Source organism: Paenibacillus sp. FSL H8-0034 (assembly GCF_038000305.1).
Classification (GTDB): domain Bacteria; phylum Bacillota; class Bacilli; order Paenibacillales; family NBRC-103111; genus Paenibacillus_S.
The window spans coordinates 1,912,614-1,938,097 of record NZ_JBBOBS010000001.1 but is presented as its reverse complement, the minus strand read 5'-3'; the positions used below and the strand labels follow the sequence as shown (position 1 = coordinate 1,938,097).

Below are 25,484 nucleotides of genomic sequence, written 5' to 3'. Positions count from 1 at the left end.
AACTCTAAATAATGGGGTCGAACCAAAATATCAATTTTTGCGTTGATAACTCCGAGTTGTGCCTACGAATGTTGAATTATAATATTTGTTCTATTTGAAGACGTTCGCCGCTTGGTCCTCTGAAAAACGCATATCTTTCACCGTTATCGTATAAATTATTGTCCAGCAGGATTTCAGTTTCAAATATGACTCCCTTTGATTCGAGATAGGCCTTTGCGGATTCAATATCACCTACTCTAATAGTTAGATGGTCGATGATGCCATCCTTGCGGTCGTTGCTTCTGGTTTTATCTGCGAATTCAATCAGTTCTACAGTGCAGTTTCCATTGTTTAAAAAGCACAATAGGGTACCGTCTTCACGAACATATTCGCTCACTACTTTAAATCCAAGAATTTCCACATACAGCTTTTTAGACTTATCCAAACTTTTTATATATAGGCCCACATGTCCAAAACCTATAAAAGTTAAATTTTCCATTCAAATCCTCCTTTTTTTGGTTGTCCAAGCATGTTTTCATTCTAAGGGGCGCATCTGATAAAAGCATGAAACGATTTTATCTTTTCAAAAAAAATATTGCGCAAAAAGTTTTGGAATACGGTAAAATAGTTGAATGAATTTATATCAAGATTCTAGTATCCTATGAATAGTTCAATATGACAAAGCTGATCCCGGATAGGAATGTGGGATCGACACAGGAGGAATGATATGAGGTTCAGTTTATTTTTGTGTCGACCGTCACTTAGAAGAAAGCTGATCGTTACATCCGTCGCCTGTCTGGTTCTGCCTGCCGTATTCATGCTCTATACAACCAGTTATTATTCTCAAAGGATTATCCGCGAGCAAACGTTCGAAAATGCATCGCAATCGCTTGATGTCGTCCAGACACAAATCAATGCGATATTCGATGAGATGCTCTCCATCACTAACTTTATCCATTTCGACGGAGAGCTCAGATCACTTTTGGCTGAAGCCAAAACCAATCCTTCGGCCGGAAGACAGTTGACTAACCGGTTAGAGCAAATCGCCGGAGAAAAACAAGATCTGCAGATCACTCTGCTCCTTAACGACGGACGCGCTTATTCGGATTATTCCTTTTATGATTTTGCACCCATATCGTTTTTTAAGCAGCATTGGTTTGAGCAGGTTACGCGATTGTCGACTTTCGATACCCTGTTTTTAGGAGCAGAGCCCAATTACCTCGCCTCCCAAGTGAGAGATCGGCGTTACGTATTTATGGTAGCTCGCCCTCTGATGGATGAGCCTTCGAAGCCGTATGCCTATCTGATTGTCAGCCGAACGGAGAATACAATACGGGACCTGTTCACCAACTTTACCCAAGACGTGTACTTGCTGGATGGCCAAAATCGGATACTTTCTAACAAAGACCAACAACGCATTGGACAAAATTTCCAAAATATCATCTCTATGGATGATATTAGCTCACCTGGAATTATTCGCCTGAATGAAGAAAATCAGTTATATATATCCGTTTCCCTGCGTCATACCGGATGGAAGTTGGTCAGCGTAGCTCCTTACGAGCAGCTCACCTCCAAGCTGACCGACATCTACCGTTCGGGACTGCTGCTGCAAGTGCTTTTTGTGGCAGGCTTTATGATCGCCCTTACTTATCTTCTTCGAAGGTTTACCAAGCCTGTTCAAGTACTCGGGAACGTCGCCCAAAAAGTACAGGCCGGAGACCTTGGTATCCGTTCCAACATTCGCGGAGGGGATGAAATTGGGAGACTTGGCTGGTCGTTCGATCATATGCTAGACCGGATCCAACGTATGATCGAGCAAATTCAACTCGAGCAGGAGCTGAAGCGGCAGGCAGAGCTTGCATTACTGCAGGCTCAAATTCATCCACACTTTCTGTTCAATGTGTTGGGCTCCATCCGGGTTAAGCTGCTGATGAAAGGGGACGCGGAGAATGCAGAATTAGTCGGATCGCTATCTTCCCTACTAAGGGCCGCAATCTCCAATTCTCAAGAGTTTGTCACCCTGCATACCGAAATCCAAACAGCGAAGCAATACATCGAACTGATGAATATTGCGATTCGGCATCCCATTAATACCGTCATCGACATGAATGTGGACCTTATGCTTACGGTTCCACGATTTATTTTGCAGCCCGTAATCGAGAATGCGTACAAGCATGGTTTCACACACCAAGGGGGAACCATCTCCATCCAGGTGACAAAGACGAAACATAGCTTGCGTATCGTGATTGAAGATAATGGATTCGGCATGGAAACTGAAGCACTGATACTCCTCCAGGAGCGACTGCAGTTGAAAAAGTGGCAGATTATCGAGCAATTTACGCATCACGAACAGCCAAAATCATCGGGGATTGGTCTCTCCAATGTTTATGAGCGTCTGAAGCTGATTTACGGAGACCAGTTTGCTATGAATATTCGCAGTGAACCTCAACAAGGAACTTCGGTTGAATTAATTATTCCTGTTAACATTGTAGAGGGGGAACATCATGTATAAAGTGGTCATGGCGGATGACTATATTCTTTATCTGGACTATCTGACTTCGAGTATTCCCTGGAACGAACTGGGTCTCGAGCTGGTTGCGACCTGTACAAACGGAAAGGAAGCGTTAGAAGCTTGCCTTCGCCATCAGGTTGACATTCTGATTACAGATATAGGGATGCCACTCATGAATGGATTGGAATTGATCGAGGAGGTTCGCCGGACTAATCCGCAGCTTAAAACGATCATATTATCGTGTCACGAAGACTTTCAATTTGCTCAGAGAGCTGTAAAGTTAGATGTAGGCGAGTACATTCTGAAGGAAAGCTTTCACATCGAGCACTTAATTGATGTAATCCGCAGCATGATCACCCGCTTGAATGAGGAATATGTCGCTCAGAGCGATCATCGCAACCTTCTGGATGTCGTCAAGCAAAACCTTTCCGCCATCAGGACGACATTTTTACGCGCCCTGATGGAGCAGCCTGTCTGGAGCGAAGCAGAGTGGGCGGAAAAAGCGGTTACTCTGGGTATTCGCTTTCAGGAGAAGGTTCCGTATTTGCCTGTTTTGGCTAAGCCGGAACGTGCGGCTGACCTAGAGGCTCGATTTGGAGGAGCGCAAATGCTGCAGTTTGTCGTCGATAACGCACTCGAGAAGATCGGTTCACAGGGAAGCACCGTTTTGGCGCTTGACGATAGACATTTCATATTTCTGCTCCCGTTTACCCGAACGCTAAAACGGAATATGCATGAGGAAATTCGGCAAGACTTACGCAATATTCAGCAATCACTACGACATACTATGCGGCTGGACATCTCGTTTTATATCGGGGAAGTATGCGAGAACTTTGCTGCATTGAAAAAGCAGATTCGGTGTCTGATGGACGCAAAAACGTTCCGTTTCTATGCCGGAGAATACCGCATTGACTACATACAGAACATCGTAACGACACAAGATGATATTTTTATACATTTTTCCGAAGCCCTGCAAGATCTTAGAGCTTGTATTCTAAGTGGGGACAAAGCCAACGCAGCGGCAACTATATCAGTGTGGACTAAACGAATCGAGACACAACGGTATCCGATGGAAGATGTTCGGAGCTGGGTGTTAAATCTGGTAACAGAATTAGATCTCAAATATAATGTCATTCAGCATTTTGTTACGAATTTTAACGCGGAGCTGCTCCATCGCTCCATTTATGAGATCGATACGCTCAACCATCTTCAGGAATGGGTAATTAAATTTGTCGAGCAAAAGATAGTGTCCGTACAGGATATACGCGATCTATCCGTTCGTAAGGAGATTGCAGAAGCGAAGCGCTATATCCTGATGCATTTGGGGGATAAAATCAGTATGGAAGAGATGGCGAAGTCAGTGAAACTGACTCCGACACATTTCAGCCGTGTCTTCAAGAAAGAAACTGGAGAGACGTTTGTAGATTTCATGAACCGCTCCAAAATGGAGCGGGCACGAGAATTACTGGATAAATCCGACCTGGGTGTCGAACAGATCGCTGAACAGATCGGCTTTGATCATACCAGTTATTTTATCAAAGTGTTTCGAAACTTCTCCGGTATGTCTCCAATGGAATATCGAAGGAGAATATAACAGTATTTAGAAATTTATCGTTGCATAAATTATTGAATGGGTATCCTTGTTAATTATTTAGCGGACGCAGAAAAAGTCGAAGATGGTGATGTATCCGACCATCTTCGACCCTGATTACTGTTTGTTTTTTTGGCAAATACTTCCTAAATCAATTCCGATTTTTGTAATAGCTTCTGAACAATATGCGCAACCTCTGCTCTGGTAATATACGCTTTTGGCGCAAGCTCGCTAGCGCTTCTGCCTGACACGATACCTGCCTTCAAGCAGTCGGCAATATCGTTTTTCGCCCATTCCGCAATATCCGCTCCATCTGCAAAAGCATGGAACTGCTGCTCAACAGCAGAAGCCGGAAGCTTCGCCTTCAGACCGGAAACGGTCATAGCCCGGGCTATGATTATCATGGCTTGTTCCCGCGTAATTTTATCCATCGGGCGGAATCTGCCATCCTCAAACCCGCTGAGCAGCTTGTAGGCATAAGCCGTTTGAACCGCGCTGCTGTACCAATCCGATTCATGCACATCCACAAATGACGATGGTCCTTTCTCCAGCTTCAATCCCAACCCCCTTACCATGATCGCCGCAAACTCCGCACGTGTAGTATCCTGATCCGGATTAAATATGTCATTGCCAGAACCGTTAACAACCATGCGGGAACCCATATTATTCACCGCATCTTTGGCCCAATGACCGACAACATCCTTGAATTCCAGCGGATGCCATACGATTGAATAGATGCTGTTGGTCAAACTGTTCACCACTGCGTAATACCTGCCATCCCGGTTGACCACCCGGGTCGGTACGTGACGTACGGTACCATCAGGATCAATTACAACGCCTGTAGTAATTTTATTCGGATCAATGCCCTCTGGAATGGCAATGGTCCTCTCCACATAAGCTTGAAACTGCGTTATATCAATAGTTAGGTCTCCATAGACCGCTTTGACGGTAAATTCAAGCGGCGGAACTACAATCTCGAACATTCCTGCAGATGCTGAGCTGGCTACAACTCTCAACATATCTGCTGATGGGGCGGCCATTTCAATTTGCACTTTAATGTCCTGAAGCGATACGGTTCTGCCAATTTGCTCTGAAATGGACTGAATATCGATCTGCTTTGCCGGCAAAGTGTAGGTAGCCTTGTCCGTTCTGATTTCGATAACTGCTTGCTGCTGCTCCATCCTGCTGATCATTTGACCGTTCAATTCACCGATTACTTTATCGGACTTTATATGGATCGGGATGCTGATTACCGTGCCCTGACCTTCCGCTGCCAGCCTGGCCTCCAACTTGCTCTGGTCGACAGCCACGACCGTCACGGTTTGTCCGTTGACCGTTGTCGTTGTTGCGGTTCCTGCATTTTCAGCCTTTCCGTTCACCAGCACATCCACACCAGTCCGAACCGATTCCGATGCGCTTGAGCCGGATGATGACGAAGTCGATGTGCTACCGGTGCTGCCATTACCATCATTGCTGCTGCTATCACCACCCGAGTCGCCTGGATTATCTGGGTTACCTGAATTATCTGGATTTCCCGGATTATCCGGGTTGCTTGGGCTACTTGGGTTGATCGTCACTTTACCGGCTGTCAACGTTTTGGACAATTCCACTGCTGCTGTATCCGTAACCGTGAAATATTGCACATCAGTTTGATTACTGACAGTCAACTCCTTGTCACCAGCTGAAGCTCCGGCTTTTAGATTAAATTTAACGATGAAAAGCGTGCTTCCCGCAGCAATTGCGTTCGTACCGCCTTGTGCATCAACCCATGCCACCTTGAGCCAGCCATTCTCATTGTTGAAGGTAGATACCAAATAATTACCGGATTTTCCTGTAATACTTGCCACTTCCAATGCAGCAGCATCAAAATTCACCTGTACGCCATAGGAAGCAACGCCTGTGGATGCTTGAACGATAGTAACAGGCACCTCAACCGATTGCCCGGCTTCTCCTGCCGCACTTCCGATACCAACGGTTGCTGTCTGCGACACAACAGCTTCCGTTGTAAAGCTCCATACCAACTTGTCGGCAATGCCTGCATAAGCATTGCTCGCAGCGTCCCTGAACGCTCCGGCATCGATCAGTACATAATACTTCGTTCCATATTCCAGATCAGCCATTGGATTGATCGTTACTGTAGTCCCTGACAAGGAAATCTGCGCCTGGTCGTCCACCGCAATGGTCGTCACCACGCTATCATCAGCCCACTTTTTGATGATAATGCTTTTACCATTTACTGCGATGACTGCCTCACTAAAAGTTAATTGCAGGTTCGCACTCACCTTCAGGGTATCCGAATAGGTAGCAGAGGTAACCGTTGGCGCAACCGTATCTGGCACAGTAGTGATCGTCACCTTTCCTGCAGTCACAGTTGGAATAGCACTCCAGTTCGTTTCGTCCTCCGAATAGGAAGCCGTGCTGATGGAGACCGGAGAATCTCCCAAGGCAGCCCCAGCCTTTATTTTAAACGAAATGGTGAATACTTTCTGATTGGGCTCCAGGTAATAGTTCGTCCCAAAGTATCCTGCGTTTACTTGAATCGAGCCAATGGCATTCGTATCCGCACTAAATTGAGCAGATGCTGCGTTATCTGTCACTGGATTCGGCGAATTAAGCTCGAGCACTTGGGCATCATAGCTCACTTTTATCTTGTAAAGCAACAGGGAGACTTCATTCCCCGGATCTGCATATACGGACACAGTGACAGAATCTCCGGGATGCCCCGATGCATTCGATATCCCCGCCGATACAGGTATTAACCCCCCGGCTTCAACTGTTGGAATAAAGGCAGCTACCATGCACCATGCGATAAGGAAGGATAACAGTCGGGTGGAAAAATGCCTGGCCTTCCCTCGTCTGGAATTGTTCATCTTACCTCACCCCCAAATAGATGTTCATAATGATGGTTACATCATCGGCATTAACGATGCCATCGTCATTCATATCGAGTATCTGCTTCTGTTCGTCAGTCAAGTTGATCGTTCCATTCATATACTTTGTGATGAATAACGCATCCGCGGGTGTTACCTTCCCATCACCGTTAACATCGCCTTTCATGATGTTCTTCGCAGCTACGACCACCTGTTTAACGGTAAGCATCACAGAATCCGTTTTAAAGGACATCTTTACCATATCAAAGTAACTCGCAGAAACCGTTAAGGTTGCCGTATAGGTTCCTTCCTTTAATCCGTCCTTCGCCTTGACTGTAAAAGTGGTCGATCCCTTTACAGGCGTATTCAGCAGATCCAATGGCTGCGTAACGACAAAATCTCCGGCATGGGTTCCACTGAGGGCTGCTGTCAGACCTGTCAGCATATACGGTTCAATTTTATTCAAAGTGATCGTTAATGTCTCCTGTGAACCGGACGAATAACCTGCCGTCAGCGTTGCCGCAGTTGCGTCTGCAATAGGATCAAACACGGCAACCTTCTTGGTCCATATAGCGTATAGGGTGATATCGTCATCCCCCATCATTAACGGAAGAACGATTATTCCGCCTGTACCGTAGCTGGAGCCACTACCATCCGCCTTCGTATTCCATCCGGCAAATTCAAAGCCTGTCTTGGTCAGGCTGCCAACATTGCCCTTAACAGGAACCAGCGTATTTTTAAAATAGGTCTGGCTATCCACAGGAACGGTTCCGTCTGTGCTGCCATTGCCATTATAGGTAACTGTATGCGCAATCGCGCCAAGCACCGCGTCCGTCGTCACATCCGTCGTCAACACGTTGCCGAAAGCGTCCTGAAGCGTATTCGCAGCCACCTTCAGCTTATTGGCAGCTCCTGTGAGCGCTGTATTCAACGTCACTACCAGCGTTTTGCCTACAAGTGACACGCTATCGCTTGCACCCAGCGCAGCGAAGGCCGTGCCATCCGCTGCCAATGTCACCGCAGCTTTTAACGAGCTCGCATCAGCCGTATTGTTATCCAGCCTTTGATCAAAGGTCAGTGTTACCTTTTTTTTGTCATCGCTGATCGCCGCGCTTTGATATACCGGCGCCGTCAAATCTGTAATTTGCCAGGGCTCGGTCTGGTTTGTTACATTACTATCATTCTTGACTTGCAGGGCCGAATTATCTCCCCATCCCCACACGGTACCATCATCCTTCAGCGCGAACGTATTTCCTTGCGGCCCGCTGCTGTTCTGGCTATCTCCGGTTGCAGCAATCTCCGTCATGACCATACCAGTAAGACCAATGACCGGCACAGCCTTCGACCGATCATCCGTTGTACCGTCTCCCAGCGCTCCGGAGTAGTTTCCCCCCCAGGTATGGATCGTTCCATCGCTTTTTAAGGCGACGCTATGCTCATGCCCTGCGGCAATGGCTTTCACATCGCTTAGCGCAGCGGTCTGATCCAAGACTTGCACCGGCGTATCTTTCGTCTGTCCTGCGCCTTTCGTGCCATCTCCTGTCTGTCCATATTGAGCAGATCCCGCGGCCCACACGGTGCCATCGCTTTTCAGCCATAGCGTGTGCCGCGTCCCCCCTGCGATAGCTGTAATATTGCTCAACGAGGGTACCTGTACGGCATTTTTTACTTGGCTGCTTTTGCTTCCGAGTCCCATCTGGCCATAGCTGTTCCCTCCCCAGGCCCATGCCGTTCCATCGTTTTTCAGAGCAAGGCTGTGGTTTGCCCCTGCCGCAATCGCCTTAACACCACTTAGGCCTGACACTTGTACGGGCACCGCTGAGTTGGTTGTGTTGCCGGTCCCCAACTGGCCGTAGCCGTTAGAGCCCCATGCCCATACCGTGCCGTCGCTTTTTAACGCAAGACTGTGATTTTGCCCTGCGGCAACCGCCACCACATCGCTCAGAGCCGCACCACCCACGGACGTAATCACCTGTACTGGCGTCCTCACATTGTTAGCGCCGTCACCGGTCGTCGTTCCATTCCCTATTACTCCAAAACCATTATATCCAGCTGCCCATACTGTACCATCGTTTTTCAACCACAACGTATGGATCCAGCCTTCCGCGATCGCCTTTACGTTGCTCTGGTTGGTTAAGCGGGTCGGCATTACAACCCTCTGTCCATCCTCATAAATTTGAATATTTTCCCCCAGCTGTCCGTATGCGTTGTTGCCCCACGCCCACACCCGTCCGTCGCTTTTCAGCCACAGACCGTTTTCTTGCCCTGCCGCTAGCTTCGCTGTATTCCCTGCCGCTGAAACCTTGCTTGTCCATGTCGACCAGAAACTGAATAATACCAATAATGCCATAGCTAAGCTTAAGCTTTTCTTGAAACTGACTGCCATGTATGTTCCTCCCTGTTGGTTATCCGCAACAAATCATTGCTAACTCATATGTTATCAAATGCCTCTTAAAGATCACTTAAAAACGGCTAATAAATAGGCCCTAAGATCTAAGAGCACGCAAAAAACGCCATTCTTTCCGCAATGGAAAAAACAGCGATTATCCAATCATCTTAAACTGCGTGTTCAAAGCGTCGACTTTTTAGCATCGTAAGATTTGTTCGTATATTCATGATTCTTCCTGCAGCTCCAGCAGCATTTCCACCAGAGATCGGGATATCCGTATAGCTTCGTCGTGCTTGCCTATTGTCTTATAACAAGCTATGAGCAGGTGATACGCAGATTCATCGTACGGTCGGGCAAATAAAAGCAGCTCTGCCATATCGATGGCCTTGCGATGCTCTCCCTGCTGATGAAGATACGAGGCCATGGCCAGTCGGGCGTCCATCCATTGCCTGTGAAGCCGTTCTGTCTCTTCCAAGGCCCAATTGTAATCGTAATGCAGCAGCAAAGGACCGCGATACAAGGCTAACGCTGCTTCCAGTTGGGCAATGTCACCCTTGCTATAAAGCTGATGCGCCAGAAGCAAACCATTACGCAGCACAGAAAGGTCACTTTCGATTGATATCTGATCCAAATAATATTTCTCGTCTTTGTAAGTAATGATACCTGTCAAGCCGCACCTGCTTAAATCTTTTCTTAAATAGCTGATGCAGGTATGCAAATAGACTTTGGACTTCTGGTAATGCTCGCTTTCCCATAACGCATCGATAATCCTGTCCTTATGCACGCCTTCCCCGGTTTGCAGCAGCAGGTAGGCAAATAACTCCTTCACTTTGGCTGTGTGCCAGCGCAGCGGCTCCAGCTCTCCGTTGTACACCTCGAATCCACCCAGTAGCCGTACAAGCAGCCGTGGTTCAGGTCGATTGGCAGGCAGAGGGCCGATTGAAGCTGCAAGCTTTTTTCGAATTCTCTGAACGGTCTTGGACAGCCGTGCCTCTTCTGGCGGCTTCAGCAAATAATCGGATGCGTCGTGCTCAAAAGCGGCGATAGCATGCTCGTTATGAGCGGTAACAAATACAATGCTCGTATCCGGCAGATCACTCTTGATCCGTTCGGCCAGCTCGATCCCGTACATGCCCGGCATCTCAATATCCAGAAACACCAAATCGGGTTTTATCGTTCTGATGCACACCAATGCCTCCTGCGGATCTCCGCTCCTGCCCACGACCTCCACTCCGCCGATCTCCAGCAGCAAAACCTCCAGTAAGTTCAGCGCGTGCTCCTCATCATCTACCAAATAAGCTCGAATCATTCCCATTCATCTCACTTTCCCCAAAAACGGAAGCATCACAGGTATTCTGAAGGTTACTTTCGTTCCTTGACCTTCCTCGCTCTCCAGCATCAAAGGTCTACCAGTCAAATGCATGATTCTCTTGTTGATGCTCGCAAACCCTACGCCGTTTGCCGTCACAGTCCGGCTGCATAGTTCTAGAACCATCTGCTTTGACATGCCAATGCCATTGTCTTCCACGACAACCTTAATCTCCTCTGCATCGCGTTCAATGGTCAGTCTAACCGTGCCCCCTGCCACTTTCTTGACCACTCCATGACGGATAGCATTTTCAACCAACGGCTGTATGGTCAACGGAATAATCCGGCAATCAAGTAATTCCGGATCGGCTTCTATCTGAACACGTAACTTATCTCCGAATCGTTCCATTTCAATTTCCGTGTAAGCCTGAATAAGGTCCAGTTCCTTCCTTAAAGCAATCATTTGGTCAGGGTGATCCAACTGAAATAATATTCTCAGATAACGGCTGAATACGGCGAGCAGTTTTCCTGCCTTCCGGCCATCTGTGTAGCACAAGGACATAATCGCACCTAGCGTATTATACAAAAAGTGCGGTTTAATCTGCGACTGGAGAAAAGCCATTTCATTCGCTACCGACTCCAGAGCCAGCCGCTTCATCGCTAGCATCGTGCGGATTTTGGCGCTCACTTCGGCGGCATCGATAGGCCTTGTAATATAATCGTTCCCACCCGCCTCCAGACCCGCTTGCACATAGGCAGGTGTATTTCTGGGTGTGATAAATAGAATCGGCAATTCAATTTGGGAATACAACCGGCGAATAGCACGGGATGCCTCGTAGCCCGCCCCTCCATCCATCATCATATTCAACAGTACGATATCCGGTTTGTCCGCAGCCCGAATTCTGCACATGGCTTCCTCACCGGAACGGGCTGCTGCTACTCTGTAGCCTTCCATTGCCAGTAAGTGAATAAATACTTCAAGCTCGACCGCCTCGCTCTCCATGACGAGTATCGTGTACGCGCTCGAAACCTCTACCGTCCCGCTGCCATTGACCGTTTCTCTTCCCGCAGCAGCACTATTGGCCATCTCCAGAAGTGAGTGTGGAACCGATACGCAAGCATCGGCACCCTGTTGTTGTAAGGCTATCTCGTAGCTGTAGCTATTGCCTGTTTCCGACCACACAATCCGAAACTTTCCCCCCATAAGTCCAACCAGTTTGTCTGCAATGGACAAGCTCCAGCCGATTCCTCTGCTGTCCAGCTCCAAAGCTTTTTCCCGATTTTCGAACGCTTGCCGAATCACCTCGCGATTATCCAGCAACACACCGCTCCCATCGATATCAACCGTTACTATGACGAATTCATCATCACAACGGCTGCATACGGCTATGCTGCCCGTTTCCATATATCTCAAGCTGTTGTCGATAAGGTGATGGAATACTTGCATCAAGCGCTGCTCGTCAGCCAGTACGAATCGGGCGCTCGGTTCAATATACCGCTCCATGCGAATATGCTTGCCGTCAGCGATCAATCCGAACACCTCGAACACCATTCCAGCGCAAGCGGCAAGGTCTACACCCTTGAGTTGCACAGATAGGCTGCCATCCTGGATCTTGGTCAGATCGACTAGATCATCTACCATGTGGAACATACGAAATGCCGAATGGCGAATCATCTGCAATTGATCCCTGCTCTTCTCTCTCCCATCTGTACGACCGACAGCTTCGATCAACGATTCCGACAAATTGAGTATTCGGTGTATGGGAGTCTTCAGTTCAAGTGATGTTCGAAGTAGAAATTCATCCTTCATCCGATCAGCAATTTGCAGTTTTCCAGCCAGTCCCGCAACCATCGAGTATGTCCCGACATATCGCTGCACAAGCATCAGCGAAACCAGTAATATAATGCAAATAATCGCGAAAGGTACGAACCAGCTCTTCGGCATAAAGTATCGGATATATAAAATATTGTTAACCTTGAAGGCAAATAGAAACAGTACAGCAACTATGTAGTAACGAAATCCAATCTTTCCCCAAGCGCCGAAATTCTGCTGCCAATAGTTTACGGCCAATACGACAAACAACAGTAAATAAAACAGCATAAGCAAATCTATGACAGCTTTTTCCGCGATCATATAATGACGATAAGGCAGCAACAAAATTGCTGCGCAATACGCACCTACGACCAAAGCCGGGATTGCGGCAGCGAAGCGATACTTGAGTGTTTTGTGGATTTTTGTAGTTATCAGATACAGAAGTGGCGCACCAATATATATAGTGAAATTTTTGAGTTTCCAAGCGACTTCAAACGGCAATTGCGAGAAAAGTTGCAAAAACAGCTTTTCCCCGTTAACGAACAGGTTGCCTGCGAAAAAAACAAAAAACAAGGCGAACAAAAGCAGGGTCGAATCTCGGATAAAGAATAGAAACAAAGCCAGAAAAATAAACCCAAAGATCAATAGCACTGCAGCACTGCTTGCCTGAATGCCCACATCGAGCAAAATCGCATGAGCCACTTCTGCCTCATATCCCCAATATAGCGGAACGCCAATTCCGCCTGTATGGTGGTCGAAATTAGCCACTTGCAGAATGATTTCCACTTCGTCGCCTTTACTGTCAATGACTGCACTATAAGGCACATTCCCCGCCTGATACTCCTCTCTGGATGCAGCCGGCCGACCGGAGTGGCCAAGTAGTTGTCCGTCAATGAACAATCTGGATGACATAAAAACCACGTTAGTTCGAATGGCATACCGTGAAGCGTCAGCTTTTACTTTGGCAATCAGCCGATAAGTCCCGAACCCCCACTTGTTCATGGTTCCGCTATCGCTTGTTGTTGTACGGCTCCAGGCTCCAGGCACAGAAAGATAACCGGGCTGCAGCGGCCTTTCACGAAAATCACGTGGCTCCAGCAGCTGATTGGGATAAAATTCCCACTGTCCATTTAGTGGAACAATACCCTTAGCTGCAAAATCCCAGCTGCGCAAATCAATGACACCCTGCCAGGCGACAGGCGTTCTCTCCGCTTCTGCAGCGGGCTGTCCCCAAAGAGTGTTTAGGGCGATGGCGACTATAACACCTAACAGCGCAGGCAAAAACATATCGTTCCGAAAGCGCTTAACTGCTGAACGCACGCAATCTCCACATCTTATATACCGGTCTCTCCCACTCCCCATTTCCACTCACTCAACCTTCCAGCAGCGCCCAAATAAAGATCTGATGCCTTCTTCACCTATCATTCATACAATTATAATGAAACCTGCAGGCGGGTTTGTCAATCTGGTAGCAAGGATGATTTTACGGAAAATTAAGTGGTGATGAGCAGTTAAACGGCTTTATCACAATTACGGTTTTTAATGAAATTGGATAAAAATATAAGATATAGAAAATTATAATCATGAATGAAAATTAAATATTACTCAATAACCCGGAAATCCATGATAGCCGGGACAAAAAGCGAGTGGGGAAAAATGTCTATTTTGAAATGGTTACTTCGGAAATCAAAGGAAACGCCAAAACAAACACGATCCACTTCTACGCATAGGGAACCCTTGAATGACCAAGTAAAGTCTGAACCCGAGCAAATACTGAATCGATACAAAGACATCACTTTGAATGGTTCCATAGAGGAAGTGGTTTCTTTTATAAATAATTTATTGGGACAAAATGATGACCTTATCATTCGTCGCTTCAAGGTATTCTCGGAGTTTCCAGCCGTTATATTTTATTTTTCCGCGTTAACTGATCAAGTGATGATCAATCAAGAAATTATGAAACCCCTTATGTATGTACCCGAGCATCTGCAGAACGAAAAAATCGAAATTTCCTTGTTAAAAAACATCATATCGGATCAAGCGCTTTTCTATAGCCAAAGTAAATTTGAGAGACATTTGGGCCATATAGCTGAAGCGATTTTAGAGGGAAAGACCGTGGTTGCCATTGAAGGTATGGATGCGGCCTTATTAATTGGATCGCGAACTGTAGATAAACGGGCTGTCGAGCAGCCTCAGACTGAACAAGTCATACAAGGCCCACGAGAAGGTTTCATCGAACCCCTCATCTCAAATCTGGGCCTGCTCCGCTATCGATTGCCGACAGCCGATTTCCGTGTCCATTTGACGAAAATCGGGACTAAGACCAAGTCTTTGGTTGCTGTATGCTATTTGGAAGGGGTTGTTAATCCCGAGTTGGTTAAGGAAGTGAATAAACGTCTATCTGCCATAGATATTGATGGCATCCTGGATGCGGGTTATCTGGAGCAGTTTATCGAAGACAATCATTTCTCACCCTTTCCACAGATTATGAATACTGAACGTCCAGACAAAACAGTAGCTAACCTGCTGGAAGGGAGAGTGGCTATTCTTGTAGACGGTTCTCCCTTCGCGCTAATAGCCCCAGTCGTTTTCAGTTCTTTTTATCAATCCATTGAAGATTATACGACACGGTATTTGCAGGGAAGCTTTGTCCGAATGGCTCGTGTAGTGGCTCTTGTTTTTTCTTTGATTTTTTCGGCTCTATATGTGGCCATCATTTCTTTTAATCCGGAATTGATTCCGACCAAATTTGCCGTTGCCGTTGCAGGCGGCAGAGCCGGGGTTCCCTTTCCTGCTCTTGTGGAAATATTAATCATGGAGGTTTCCATGGAGGTTCTACGTGAAGCAACGATTCGTTTGCCACAGCAGGTCGGTGGCGCCCTATCCATTGTTGGTGTCCTCGTTATCGGACAGGCAGCGGTAGCGGCGGGCTTTGCGAGCCCAATAACAGTTGTTGCGATTGCACTTACCACGATCGGCTCCTTTGCAACCCCAGCATATAATGCAGCATTTGCATTAAGGATGCTTAGATTTCCACTTATTTTTCTTGCAGGGATCTTTGGGCTATATGGTTTAGTTGTTGGATTAATTCTGATTTGTAACCACTTGTTGTCCTTAAGTTCATTCGGAGTTCCCTATATGACACCAGCAATTCCTTGGAATATTCAAGGATTGAAGGATTTGGTGATCAGAGCTCCGTTTTGGTGGATGAAGAAAAGACCTGCCTCTCTTTTCCCCTTGGATACGGACCGATTAGGAACAAATATGAAACAAATTATTTTACAGAAATCTGATAATGCTCTGGATCCGTCGAAAATGGGAAATCAAGAGGAGGATAAGTAAGATGAATAATCCACGGCAGGTTACGAATATTCAGGCAGCAGCAATACTCTCGAGTACAATTGTTGGTGTCGGGGTATTGCGGCTCCCACTCTATGGCGTGAAAGTTGCTGATACAGGTGCTCCCTTGATCACCTTGCTTGGAGCACTGCTTGGCCTTATCGGACTTACCTTCATAGCCGTACTGGGTATGCGCTTCCCGAGCAAGACGTTCATTCAATACAGTGAGGAAATCATTGGGAAATGGCCGGCAGCTTTGGGGAATATAGCTATTATCATTTTTTTCGCCTTATTGACAGCGCTCGGTTCTCGTGAATTCGGAGAAGTTGTCATTACATCCGTATTGAAAAAAACACCGATAGAAGTGACTGTTATCGTCATGCTGCTACTCGCGACTATTGCTTCGCGCAATGATATACGTACCTTTTCTTATATTCATCTGTTTTATTTGCCGTTTATTTTGGCCCCTGGTTTATTAATCGTTGCTTTGTCACTTAAAAATGCGGATCTGATCAATTTACAGCCGATTTGGGGAAACCATCCCAGTGGAGTACTGAACGGTATATTGACGCTTTCTGCACTATTTCAGGGGTCCTTTATTTTGACAATGATCATTCCTTTTATGCGCCGACCACAAAAAGCGATGAAGGCCAGCCTATGGGGAATGGGAATAGCAACAGGACTCTATCTCTCAATTGTTGTAGCTTCAGTAGCGGTATTTGGTGCGGAAGAAATCAATAAGCTGCTATGGCCTACACTGGAATTGGCAAAAACCACTTCATTGCCAGCTAACATTTTGGAACGATTGGATGCTGCCTTTCTGGCAGTTTGGGTTACAGCTGTATTCACAACACTTTTCTCCAGTTTCTATCTGACCATTCAATCCATAACTCAAATATTTCGTTTACATACGCATAAGATGTTGAGCTATTTCCTGCTTCCCTTTATCACTACGATAGCGATGCTACCGCAAAATGTTATACAGCTATATGAAATCATTAATATCGTTGGTCGAATTGGATTATGTATCACAATTGTTTATCCGGGTCTGCTGTTGGTAATATCGATCATTTGGAAAAAAAGGAGTGATTGAATTGATTCCTAACTCTTGGCTCCATATTAAACTATTCATTCTCTTTTCAATATTCGTCCCTCTACTGACTGGATGCTGGGATCGAATGGAAATTGAGGAACGTGCGGTAGTCCTTGGAATTTCCGTAGATGAAGCCGTGGACAAACAAGATGAAAGCGAGGTTACACATATTAAATCTGCTTTCCCAAAACCGCCCAGAAGCATGATACAAGTGACTGTACAAATAGCAGTCCCTGGACGGATACCTCTGGGACCAGGTGAAAGCAGCGGCACAGGGAAAAACAAACCTGTATGGGTGCTCAGCGCCAAGGGGTTTACCATTGACGACGCATTGATGGTACTCCAGCAGCAGCTCGGGGAACGGATGTTTTTCGGTCATTTGCGAATCATTGTAATTTCAGAAAAAATTGCCAGAAGCGGCGTACAAAATTTAAATGATTACCTTAGGCGCAGTCCTGAAGTCAGAAGATTAGCTTGGATGGTTGTTTCCAAAGGTCCCGCAGCTGAGCTTATGAAGGCAGCACCTCAACTGGAGCGCGTCCCCTCTCTGTATTTATTGGCTATGATGGATAATGCAATTCAGATGGGGAAGCTGCCTAATGATTTTCTGGGCATATTCTGGAGTGCCGATTCCAGCAGAGGTAAGGAGCCCTTTCTTCCTTATATTGAAATCAAAAAAGAGGGAAACTTGGAAATTTCGGGACTTGCCTATTTTCGAGGGGATAAAATGATCGGTGCAACAAAACCACTGGAGATTGGCCTATTTATGGCAATAACAGGAGTCAAGACAGGAGGTTACAATGTCTATGAATATCTTCCCAATTCCTTTGATACGATCATGTTTAAAACCACCAGCCGAAAATCCAGAACCAAGGTCAGCATCAAAAATGGCCGTCCCCACATCAACTTGAATATGCGGGTAGAAGGAGACATTGAGGAAAAATCCAATGAATTATTCAAAATAAAAGAGCATAAGACCATTGTACAAATTCAGGATGAAATCAGCAAAGGCTCGGAAACTGGAATCAAAGAATTGATTGAAAAAATGCAGAGAGCTGGGTCCGATATTTTTGGTTTCGGTGAATACGTCAGGGCTAAGGAACCTGAATATTGGAATCGTGAAATTATAACCGAGAAAAAGTGGCAGGAGGAATTCAAAAACCTGACCGTAGACGTTAAAATGGAAATTCGAATTCGGCGGGTTGGTATGAAAGCTTCTTAAAGAAGGGGATTGAATCTTGTGTATTATCTCGCGATTGGTTATATCGGTTATATTGAACTCCTGTTTATTCTGACTGGCTTGATACTGTTACTTTTTGAAGCAGGGTCCTACAAAAAACAGCAGCTCTTTAAAGAGGAAAAGATAGCGCGAATATTGGGATGGTGTAATTGTTCAATCGGGATCTTTACATTTTTAGGATATTGGGTCTATAATCTCCTCTGAAACCCGACCTCTATTAGTCGTTTATTATGAAGGATCGTTGGCGTCCTATCGATACAGAGTCCATTAATTGAGGGATCTGATGTGACGCAGATAAACGGTAAACCTCATTGAAAACGCTCATCCGATAACCGGATGAGCGTTTTTTACATACTACTTCTCCTGCTCCTTTATCACCTGCTCAATCCCCAACAGAATCAGCTTCAAGCCGAACTCAAACGCACCGTCGGTTCCCATCAGCTCGAACAGACCGCTCGTAAACATTCTCCGGAACAGTCCCGCTTCCGTCTCGCTCATGGAGTCCAGTAGGTGAATCATCTCCTCACCCGGAAGCACTCTCTGGTCCTTAAGGACTGCGGAGACATTACGATCATGCTGATAATCGTCTAGAACGAAGTAAAAGACATAGTTCACAACCGTAGTAACCACTTGCATTTTATGCTCTTGTTCAAGCGGCGTCGATTCCACGCAGAGCAACATACGATTGGTGAAGCGGATGATGTCCGGTTCGTGGGGCAGCGTCATCATCATGAGCTGCGTGGAGCAGGGATACCGGCTGAGCACACTCCGTACCGTTACCGCAAGCCCCGTCAGCTGCTCCTTCCAGTCCCCCTCGGAGTGGAACTCCTCCAGAATCATTTTTGATACCTGGTTGGCCAGACGCTGGTAGAGATTCTGTTTGCTCTTGAAATACCAGTACAGAGAGGGAGCCTGAATCCCCAGCCGGTCGGCCAATCGTCTCAAGCTGAATTTCTCGATGCCCTCCTCTCCCAGAAGCTCCCACGAAGCTTCCAATATCTTATCCTCCGAAATCTGAGGCTGCTGCTTTTTCATCGGTATCCTCCTTTTATCTAACAGTGTAAGTTTGTTCTTTACAGGTTCATAAGTTCATGATATCATCTAACACTGTAAGGTTCAATCTAACACTGTAAGTTTGGATCGATCATCGTTAGGTTGTTCCCAAATAAATGAAGAAAGTGGTGACCCGCATGGATACAGAAAACCTTCATTACTTTGAAAAAGCACCAATCGCAAAAGCCGTAGCTCACTTCGCTGTACCGATGATGCTTGGCACATCAATGAGTGTCATATATTCCATCTTGAATGCCTATTTCCTTGGCACACTGGGCAATACTGCCATGTTAACAGCACTCGCACTAACCTTGCCGTTATTCGCCGTCATTATGGCGCTTGGCAATTTGATTGGCATGGGTAGCGGTACATTCATCTCCCGTTTGCTAGGAGAGAAAAAATATGATGATGTAAAGCATGTGTCTTCATTCGCCTTTTACAGCAGTTTAGTTCTCGGTCTTATCGTGATAGCCGTCGGTCTCCCGTTGATCGATCCCATCGTTCATGGCCTGGGGGCAACGCCTGAATCCTTCGGATTCACGAAGGACTATGTCACAATTATGCTTATTGGTTCGCCAATTGTCGTATTATTTTTCACGCTGGAAAATATCGTGCGCTCAGAAGGTGCAGCAATCACGTCAATGATCGGTATGATTCTCAGTGTTGTTGTAAATATTATTCTCGATGCGTTAGTCATCTTCGTGTTCCATTGGGACGTGATCGGGGTTGCGTCTGCTACGGTCATTTCTAACTTGGTGGCGAGTGCATTCTACGCCTTCCATATAGGATATAAGAGTCAATTCTTAACTGTCTCTGTAAAATGGTTTAAGGCTACCAAGGACATTCTGAGCAATGTATTCAAAATCGGAGTCCCCGTCTTTATTATGAGTATCTTTTTGGGTGCAATGTCGCTTATCTTCAACCATTTTCTTGTCCAATATGGGGATCAGGCCGTAGCGGGGTTCGGAATTTCATCACGTTTATTGCAATTTCCTGAGTTTATTCTAATGGGCTTATGCGAGGGAGTCGTGCCGTTGATTGCCTTTTCTTTTACAGCGAATAAATTACGCATGAAGCATACCATTGGATTCACGATCAAAGTGATTGTGGCGTTAGCCGTCGTGTTCGGCGTTATCGTCTATCTGATTTCCGACCACTTGATTGGTTTATTTACGAATGACCTGCAATTAATCGAAATGGGCAGCTACATTCTACATGTGACATTCTTATCCTTGTTCATTACAGGAATGACCACGTTGTTTACAGGGATCTTTCAAGCAACAGCGCAAGGAACCGCTGCGTTTATTATGTCAGTTATTCAAGGAATTACTCTGATTCCTGTGTTGTATATCGCCAATCAAATGAACGGCTTCCACGGGGTGGTGTGGTCGATCGTCATTTCGGATGCCGTCGCGTTCCTTGTTGGTGCCATCATGCTGTATGTTCTGCGGAACAAATTACAGCCGGATTTGGATATTCTAGTACAGTAGACAACATATAACACGCAGGAAGGCAGGATAAGGGTACTCCCCAAACCTGCCTTCCTGCGTAATGCACGACAAGTATTCACATACAGACAAGAAGCGAGCCCGGATTTCCTCCAATGCTCGCTCTTATTGTTATACCAGTACAAATGCATTCCCTGCTCAATTAAGTTTCTACGCAGCCTTTACCTGGCTCTCGGACCTTTCCGTCGTTTAGTTGTTGGCCAGCCGTTAATCTACAACTTTATTTTCTCAGTTTACCATTCCATTGCGAAGTGCCGCGACTACTACCTGCGTCCGATCCTCGCATCCGAATTTTTGCAAAATGTGATGCACATGCGACTTGACCGTGCCTTCAGCTATAACCAACTTGCGGGCGATTTGATCATTGCGCATTCCGTAAGCCATTTCCTGCAAAATGTCCCGTTCGCGTTCTGTTAACGGCTCCAGCAGGGGAGGCTTCGAGGCTGCTTCCGCAATTGGTAGTCCGGATGTGGTCATTCTCTGAAGTGCGTTGGCCGCCAGACCCGTCTTGTATACGGCTTCGCCTCGGTAAGCGGAGCGAACCGCGCCTAGCATCTCCTCCACCTCCGCATCCTTCAGCAAATAGCCGACGGCACCAGCCCGGATGCCCTGATAAATGTACTCCTGATCGTCGAAAGTCGTTAGAATGACGGTTTTTGTTTCCGGAAGCCTGGTCATGATTTCCCTGGTCGCCTCAATTCCCGTCATGCGGGGCATCTGCACATCCATCAGAATGACATCAGGAAGGAGCCGGACCGCAAGGTCGACCGCTTCTTTGCCATCCGCGGCTTCACCTACAAGCATCATATCGGGCTGCAGACCGATCATATAGCCGAAGCCTTGCCGAATCATCTTCTGGTCGTCAGCGAGCAATACTTGAATTTTTCCGTTAAGCGACACCTTTAATCCTCCTTCTCTGTATCGTGATGCTGGCTCGGATCGCCATTTGGAATCGTGGCGATGATTTCAAAGCCGTTCGGCTCGGTAATCCGATAAAGGAGACTTCCGCCCTTCTCTGCAAGCCTTGTCTTCATCGTCAGCAAACCGTACCCTTCGTTGATTTCACGGTCTGCCTGCAGAATGCCGTTGTCCCGAATTCGCATCGTAACCGTTTCCGTCTCCTTGTCGATCGTAACCTTCAGCATTGTTGCCTGCGAGTGGCGGATGACATTAGTGATCGCTTCCTGGAGTACCCGGAACAGCGTTTCGAAGGTTTCAACGGTTACTTCCTCATCGTTCACATCCATCTGTAACGAAAAGCGAATCGATGCCGAGGCTTCCATCCGCGAAAGCAGGGATTTCAGCACCGTAATTCCGGGAACCGTGCGGTTGTCAGCCAATGCATGGACGGACGAACGGATATCCTGCAATCCCTGGCGGGCTACGGCCAGCATTCCTTCCAGTGATTGTCTGGCCTCATCCGGGTTTTCTTTCATCATATAGCGAAGCGCCTGCATTTGCACGATCAACGATGTCAACGAGTGGCCGACAGCATCGTGAATATCACGGGCAATTCGAGTTCGTTCCTCCAGTACCACATTTTGTATGGTTGTTGCCGAGGCGGTATGTAGCTGCTCGTAGGCATCCTGCAGCTCGGCCAGATGCCGCTTGTTCATTTCATGTATTTCATTTCTCTGAATGCGGCTGCGAATAAACAAATACAGCACGCTTGCCATAGTGACAAAAGACAGCAAGCTGAACACATCATACCGACCAAACCGGATATATAACACAGTAGTCAAGATCATCAGAATGAGCGCGGATGCCGTGATTTTGGAGAAGGACATGCGAATCACGACAGCGAGCAAGAGGATCGCGCAGAAATAGAGCAGCTTCATTTCATGAAACCAGACGATGTCTATGACACATTCAATAGCGAGAAGGCTGCAGGCAATCGCGATCCGTGCTCGAGTCCACCAGGCTTTGGGAATGAACAGGATGAAGGCAAAACTAGCCCAAACTGCAATGTTCAGTCCGGCCTGTGGAAGTAGATCCTCCCAAGGGCGATTGGCAACCATCAGAAAAACAAAGACTGCAATGCTGGCGAGCGGCCTTCCATAAGCGCGGTAGTCCACCTTAATCTCCCTCCAAAAACTCACCTTGTACGCTTATATTCTAACTTGTTCCTTTGTCAATATTCAACTGCTGTAGTTCACAATGGAGTATCTCTATCTACAGATATAGACCCGCGCAGGAAAGTTCTATCTGGGGATGGTCGTTCCAAAATGGCACAAGGAGTATGCTTAGTTCATACCAAAGGACATTCAAAAGGAGGAGCAAATTATGAATTGGCAAATTATTATTTCGTTATTGGCAGGAGTATTCATTGTTTATCGTCTATTCCAGAGAGTTCGTCGAACGTTCAGCTGGCAGCCCCTAAGATTGGGGAAATTACGGACATTTACAGTCATCTTTGGCGTAATCGGGCTGTTATTTTTAGTGGAGGGAGCTTTCCATACGACCAGTCTGATTTCAGACCTGATCGGTGCTGTGCTAGGCGCCATTTTGGCGTATTACGCCGCTGGGCTAACCCGGTTCGAACTGCATAGTGGACAATGGTCGTACCGAACGAATGTCTGGATCGGCGGCCTTGTCACCTTGCTTTTTTTGGGTCGGTTAGTCTACCGCATATTCGATATGGTGCAATCCGGTGGATTCTCGCAAGGGATGGATTGGACCAGTCGGTTTCAGGCCATGGACAGTAGCTGGACAGCAGGACTGATGCTCATCATGTTTTCTTATTATGTCACATACAACCTGATAATAATAAGTAAGCAAAAACAACTGCAGATAACATGAATTCGATGAACATGGATCTGGCACCATTAATTTCAATGAAATAAGGCAGATCGCAAGAAACTACGATCTGCCATTTGTTTATCCTTTCAGACCCCGAAACCCCACAAATCGTTTGCTGCTCTCGTCCCACAGTCGGTATCGAAGCGCCTGCAGGCTCAAACGAATTCCGATCGCAGGAACGTCTTGCATGGCGGCGTTACTCTCGTGTATTTGCTGCAGGTTATAGTTCGACACCTGAGGATCCAGATGATGAATATGGTGGAAGCCGATATTCCCCGTCATCCATTGCAGGATTTTGGGCAGCTTATAATAGGAGCTGCCGTTCATAGCCGCGCTGACGAAATCCCACTCATCTGTACGCTCATAATAGGTGTCCTCAAATTGATGCTGCACGTAGAAGAGCCATATGCCCGCAACGCCAGACAAGTAGAGGATCGCCCCCTCCACCAGTAGGACCTCCTTCCAACCCAGCAACCAACAGAGCAGTACCATCAAGCCTGCTATCGCTGCGTTCGTTAGGTACATGTTCACGCGCTCTTTGCGTCTGGCATTCTTCCGGTTCAACCGATATACAAACAAGAAAATAAATACCGGTCCGAGCCCGAACATAACAAATGGATTGCGATATAGTCGGTATCCCAGACGCTTCCATGGGGAGAGTGCCGCATATTCCTTCGTAGTCAGTGTCCAAATGTCGCCTGTGCCTCTACGGCCTAAATTACCGCTAGTCGCATGATGAATGGAGTGCTCATTTTTCCATTGCTCATAAGGGAAAAAAGTGAGGATTCCCGTTATCGTTCCTATGATCGTATTCGCCTTCCTCCCAGCGAAAAAAGACAGATGGCAGCAATCATGGAATATGATGAAGATTCGGATCATGAATCCAGCAGCTGGAATTGCTAGCAGCAGTGTGATCCATATTGAGATAGACAGAGCTTCATAAGCCAGACCCCAAAGCAAAATGAAAGGAACGATGCTATTAACCAACTGCCAGACGCTCTTCCTCAAATCCGATTTACCTTGATGAGCCATGTCCTTCTTCCAGCGAGTGTATTCTTGAAGTGATTTCATAGTAATCCCCCTTTTTTGGAAACCGTTCGCAGCAATGAATTTCCGAAAATCACCAAGGTGCTTCTGAGCTTTCGATTCGAAAAGGCCATATAAAGGAGGCAGCCAAACAAAAGGCATCCCCCCCAAACAGTGAAGAAAAATGAAGAAAATACGCAGGTAATCATTATCAACCATGAACTCTTCCTAATCGGCCTTACAGGTCGGTTGTAAAGCATCATTTCTCCAATTATGATATATCATCCCTTTCCTTACTTGTGTCATTCTTTAAATTGCTCAGATTGGCTGCTTTTGTCTGCGATCCCTGTTTGGAATAAAAATTAATAATGTCATCAATAGTAGAAAATACGTCATTAACGTTCGAATCACGTGTACTTATGTTGATAAAAAACCACTTTTCTGATGTAGTAACATCTTTATTTTATTTTAGCATTTGGTGTCTTAAAGCTTAATTTAAAGCTTCTTTAAGAAAAAACAAAAAGCTGTCCACGTTTTAGGACAACTTGAAAGATTTTAATATGCTTTAGAAACGTTCTGTAGTTTGCGACTAAACCTTTTAACTGTACCTGTCTGCATAAGATTCCTCCAAAAAATAATTTGACCACAACTTAATGTCCGCTAATGTTCTCGTTAATATAAGAATACCATGTCCGCTAATGTAAGTCAATATGTAAGTTAATATTACGCAAACGGCCTGATTTCATAGCGGCAACTTGACATGCTTGCGTCTCATTATTACTAGGTTTAGAAATTCATTCAAATTCGTTGTGCAAGCATTGCTCGGTCATCAGCTTCGAGCCGCCTTCATCCTATTCCCCCCAGTATAGGTCCCTCCTTTTTTCTGCTCCTCAAATTCCCCGTTTTAAAATATTCGCGCAAGCTACCACATACCTTTAATCTCCATATCGGAGAAATGGTTGCA

Annotated in this window: 17 protein-coding genes; 8 read left to right on the top strand and 9 right to left on the bottom strand. The window is 46.3% G+C overall.

Going from position 1 to position 25,484, the window contains the following annotated elements:
• Nucleotides 1–76: 76 nt before the first annotated feature.
• A complete protein-coding gene (locus tag NST47_RS08820; protein WP_341154795.1) occupies nucleotides 77–478 on the bottom strand; it encodes a VOC family protein in 402 nt (133 codons plus the stop codon).
• 228 nt (nucleotides 479–706) lie between these two features.
• On the opposite strand from NST47_RS08820, the gene NST47_RS08815 reads away from it, so the two are divergent.
• Both NST47_RS08815 and NST47_RS08810 read left to right on the top strand, forming a co-directional pair.
• Nucleotides 707–2,491 carry a cache domain-containing sensor histidine kinase gene (locus NST47_RS08815; RefSeq protein ID WP_341154794.1) on the top strand — a complete coding sequence of 595 codons (1,785 nt, stop codon included), beginning with the start codon at nucleotides 707–709 and terminating at the stop codon, nucleotides 2,489–2,491.
• Nucleotides 2,484–4,085, top strand: coding sequence for a helix-turn-helix domain-containing protein (locus tag NST47_RS08810; RefSeq protein ID WP_341154793.1), 1,602 nt, complete (start codon nucleotides 2,484–2,486; stop codon nucleotides 4,083–4,085). Before NST47_RS08815 ends, NST47_RS08810 begins: the two co-directional genes overlap by 8 nt.
• A 143-nt stretch (nucleotides 4,086–4,228) precedes the next feature.
• On the opposite strand, the gene NST47_RS08805 is transcribed toward NST47_RS08810, so the two are convergent.
• The 4 genes from NST47_RS08805 to NST47_RS08790 all read right to left on the bottom strand — a co-directional run bounded on the left by NST47_RS08805 (nucleotide 4,229) and on the right by NST47_RS08790 (nucleotide 13,782).
• Entirely contained in the window at nucleotides 4,229–6,952 is a 2,724-nt protein-coding gene (locus NST47_RS08805; RefSeq protein ID WP_341154792.1) for an S-layer homology domain-containing protein, read from the bottom strand.
• A 1-nt stretch (nucleotide 6,953) separates the two neighbouring features.
• Nucleotides 6,954–9,338, bottom strand: coding sequence for an RCC1 domain-containing protein (locus tag NST47_RS08800; protein ID WP_341154791.1), 2,385 nt, complete (start codon nucleotides 9,336–9,338; stop codon nucleotides 6,954–6,956).
• Between the two features lie 226 nt (nucleotides 9,339–9,564).
• Nucleotides 9,565–10,650 (bottom strand): response regulator, encoded by a 1,086-nt coding sequence (locus tag NST47_RS08795; RefSeq protein WP_341154790.1) that lies wholly within the window; start codon nucleotides 10,648–10,650, stop codon nucleotides 9,565–9,567.
• 6 nt (nucleotides 10,651–10,656) lie between these two features.
• A complete protein-coding gene (locus tag NST47_RS08790; RefSeq protein ID WP_341154789.1) occupies nucleotides 10,657–13,782 on the bottom strand; it encodes an ATP-binding protein in 3,126 nt (1,041 codons plus the stop codon).
• Between the two features lie 336 nt (nucleotides 13,783–14,118).
• Between NST47_RS08790 and NST47_RS08785 the strand changes: the two genes are divergently transcribed.
• From NST47_RS08785 to NST47_RS37155, 4 genes are read left to right on the top strand one after another with little or no spacing between them, the layout of a single operon-like run.
• Nucleotides 14,119–15,804 carry a spore germination protein gene (locus NST47_RS08785; protein ID WP_445667370.1) on the top strand — a complete coding sequence of 562 codons (1,686 nt, stop codon included), beginning with the start codon at nucleotides 14,119–14,121 and terminating at the stop codon, nucleotides 15,802–15,804.
• Between the two features lies 1 nt (nucleotide 15,805).
• Nucleotides 15,806–16,894: a GerAB/ArcD/ProY family transporter gene (locus tag NST47_RS08780; RefSeq protein ID WP_341154787.1), complete on the top strand. Its 1,089-nt coding sequence runs from the start codon at nucleotides 15,806–15,808 to the stop codon at nucleotides 16,892–16,894.
• Nucleotides 16,887–18,116 (top strand): Ger(x)C family spore germination protein, encoded by a 1,230-nt coding sequence (locus NST47_RS08775; protein WP_341154786.1) that lies wholly within the window; start codon nucleotides 16,887–16,889, stop codon nucleotides 18,114–18,116. The genes NST47_RS08780 and NST47_RS08775 overlap by 8 nt, the downstream gene beginning before the upstream one ends.
• Before the next feature lie 18 nt (nucleotides 18,117–18,134).
• Complete coding sequence (locus NST47_RS37155) at nucleotides 18,135–18,338, top strand: CLC_0170 family protein (RefSeq protein WP_445667369.1); 204 nt, start codon at nucleotides 18,135–18,137, stop codon at nucleotides 18,336–18,338.
• 150 nt (nucleotides 18,339–18,488) lie between these two features.
• Here NST47_RS37155 and NST47_RS08770 read toward each other — a convergent pair whose 3' ends face one another.
• Entirely contained in the window at nucleotides 18,489–19,169 is a 681-nt protein-coding gene (locus NST47_RS08770; RefSeq protein ID WP_341154785.1) for a TetR/AcrR family transcriptional regulator, read from the bottom strand.
• A 155-nt stretch (nucleotides 19,170–19,324) separates the two neighbouring features.
• On the opposite strand from NST47_RS08770, the gene NST47_RS08765 reads away from it, so the two are divergent.
• Nucleotides 19,325–20,677, top strand: coding sequence for an MATE family efflux transporter (locus NST47_RS08765; protein ID WP_341154784.1), 1,353 nt, complete (start codon nucleotides 19,325–19,327; stop codon nucleotides 20,675–20,677).
• A gap of 246 nt (nucleotides 20,678–20,923) precedes the next feature.
• Here the strand turns inward: NST47_RS08765 and NST47_RS08760 are convergent, their stop codons facing one another.
• Entirely contained in the window at nucleotides 20,924–21,595 is a 672-nt protein-coding gene (locus tag NST47_RS08760; RefSeq protein ID WP_341154783.1) for a response regulator transcription factor, read from the bottom strand.
• Between the two features lie 2 nt (nucleotides 21,596–21,597).
• Nucleotides 21,598–22,770 carry a sensor histidine kinase gene (locus NST47_RS08755; RefSeq protein ID WP_341154782.1) on the bottom strand — a complete coding sequence of 391 codons (1,173 nt, stop codon included), beginning with the start codon at nucleotides 22,768–22,770 and terminating at the stop codon, nucleotides 21,598–21,600.
• A 208-nt stretch (nucleotides 22,771–22,978) separates the two neighbouring features.
• Here NST47_RS08755 and NST47_RS08750 point away from each other — a divergent pair, with 208 nt between their 5' ends.
• Nucleotides 22,979–23,494, top strand: a complete 516-nt coding sequence (locus NST47_RS08750; RefSeq protein ID WP_341154781.1) for a hypothetical protein — start codon at nucleotides 22,979–22,981, stop codon at nucleotides 23,492–23,494.
• A 78-nt stretch (nucleotides 23,495–23,572) separates the two neighbouring features.
• On the opposite strand, the gene NST47_RS08745 is transcribed toward NST47_RS08750, so the two are convergent.
• On the bottom strand, nucleotides 23,573–24,565 hold the full coding sequence (locus tag NST47_RS08745; RefSeq protein WP_341154780.1) for a fatty acid desaturase: 993 nt from the start codon (nucleotides 24,563–24,565) through the stop codon (nucleotides 23,573–23,575).
• Nucleotides 24,566–25,484: the final 919 nt, after the last annotated feature.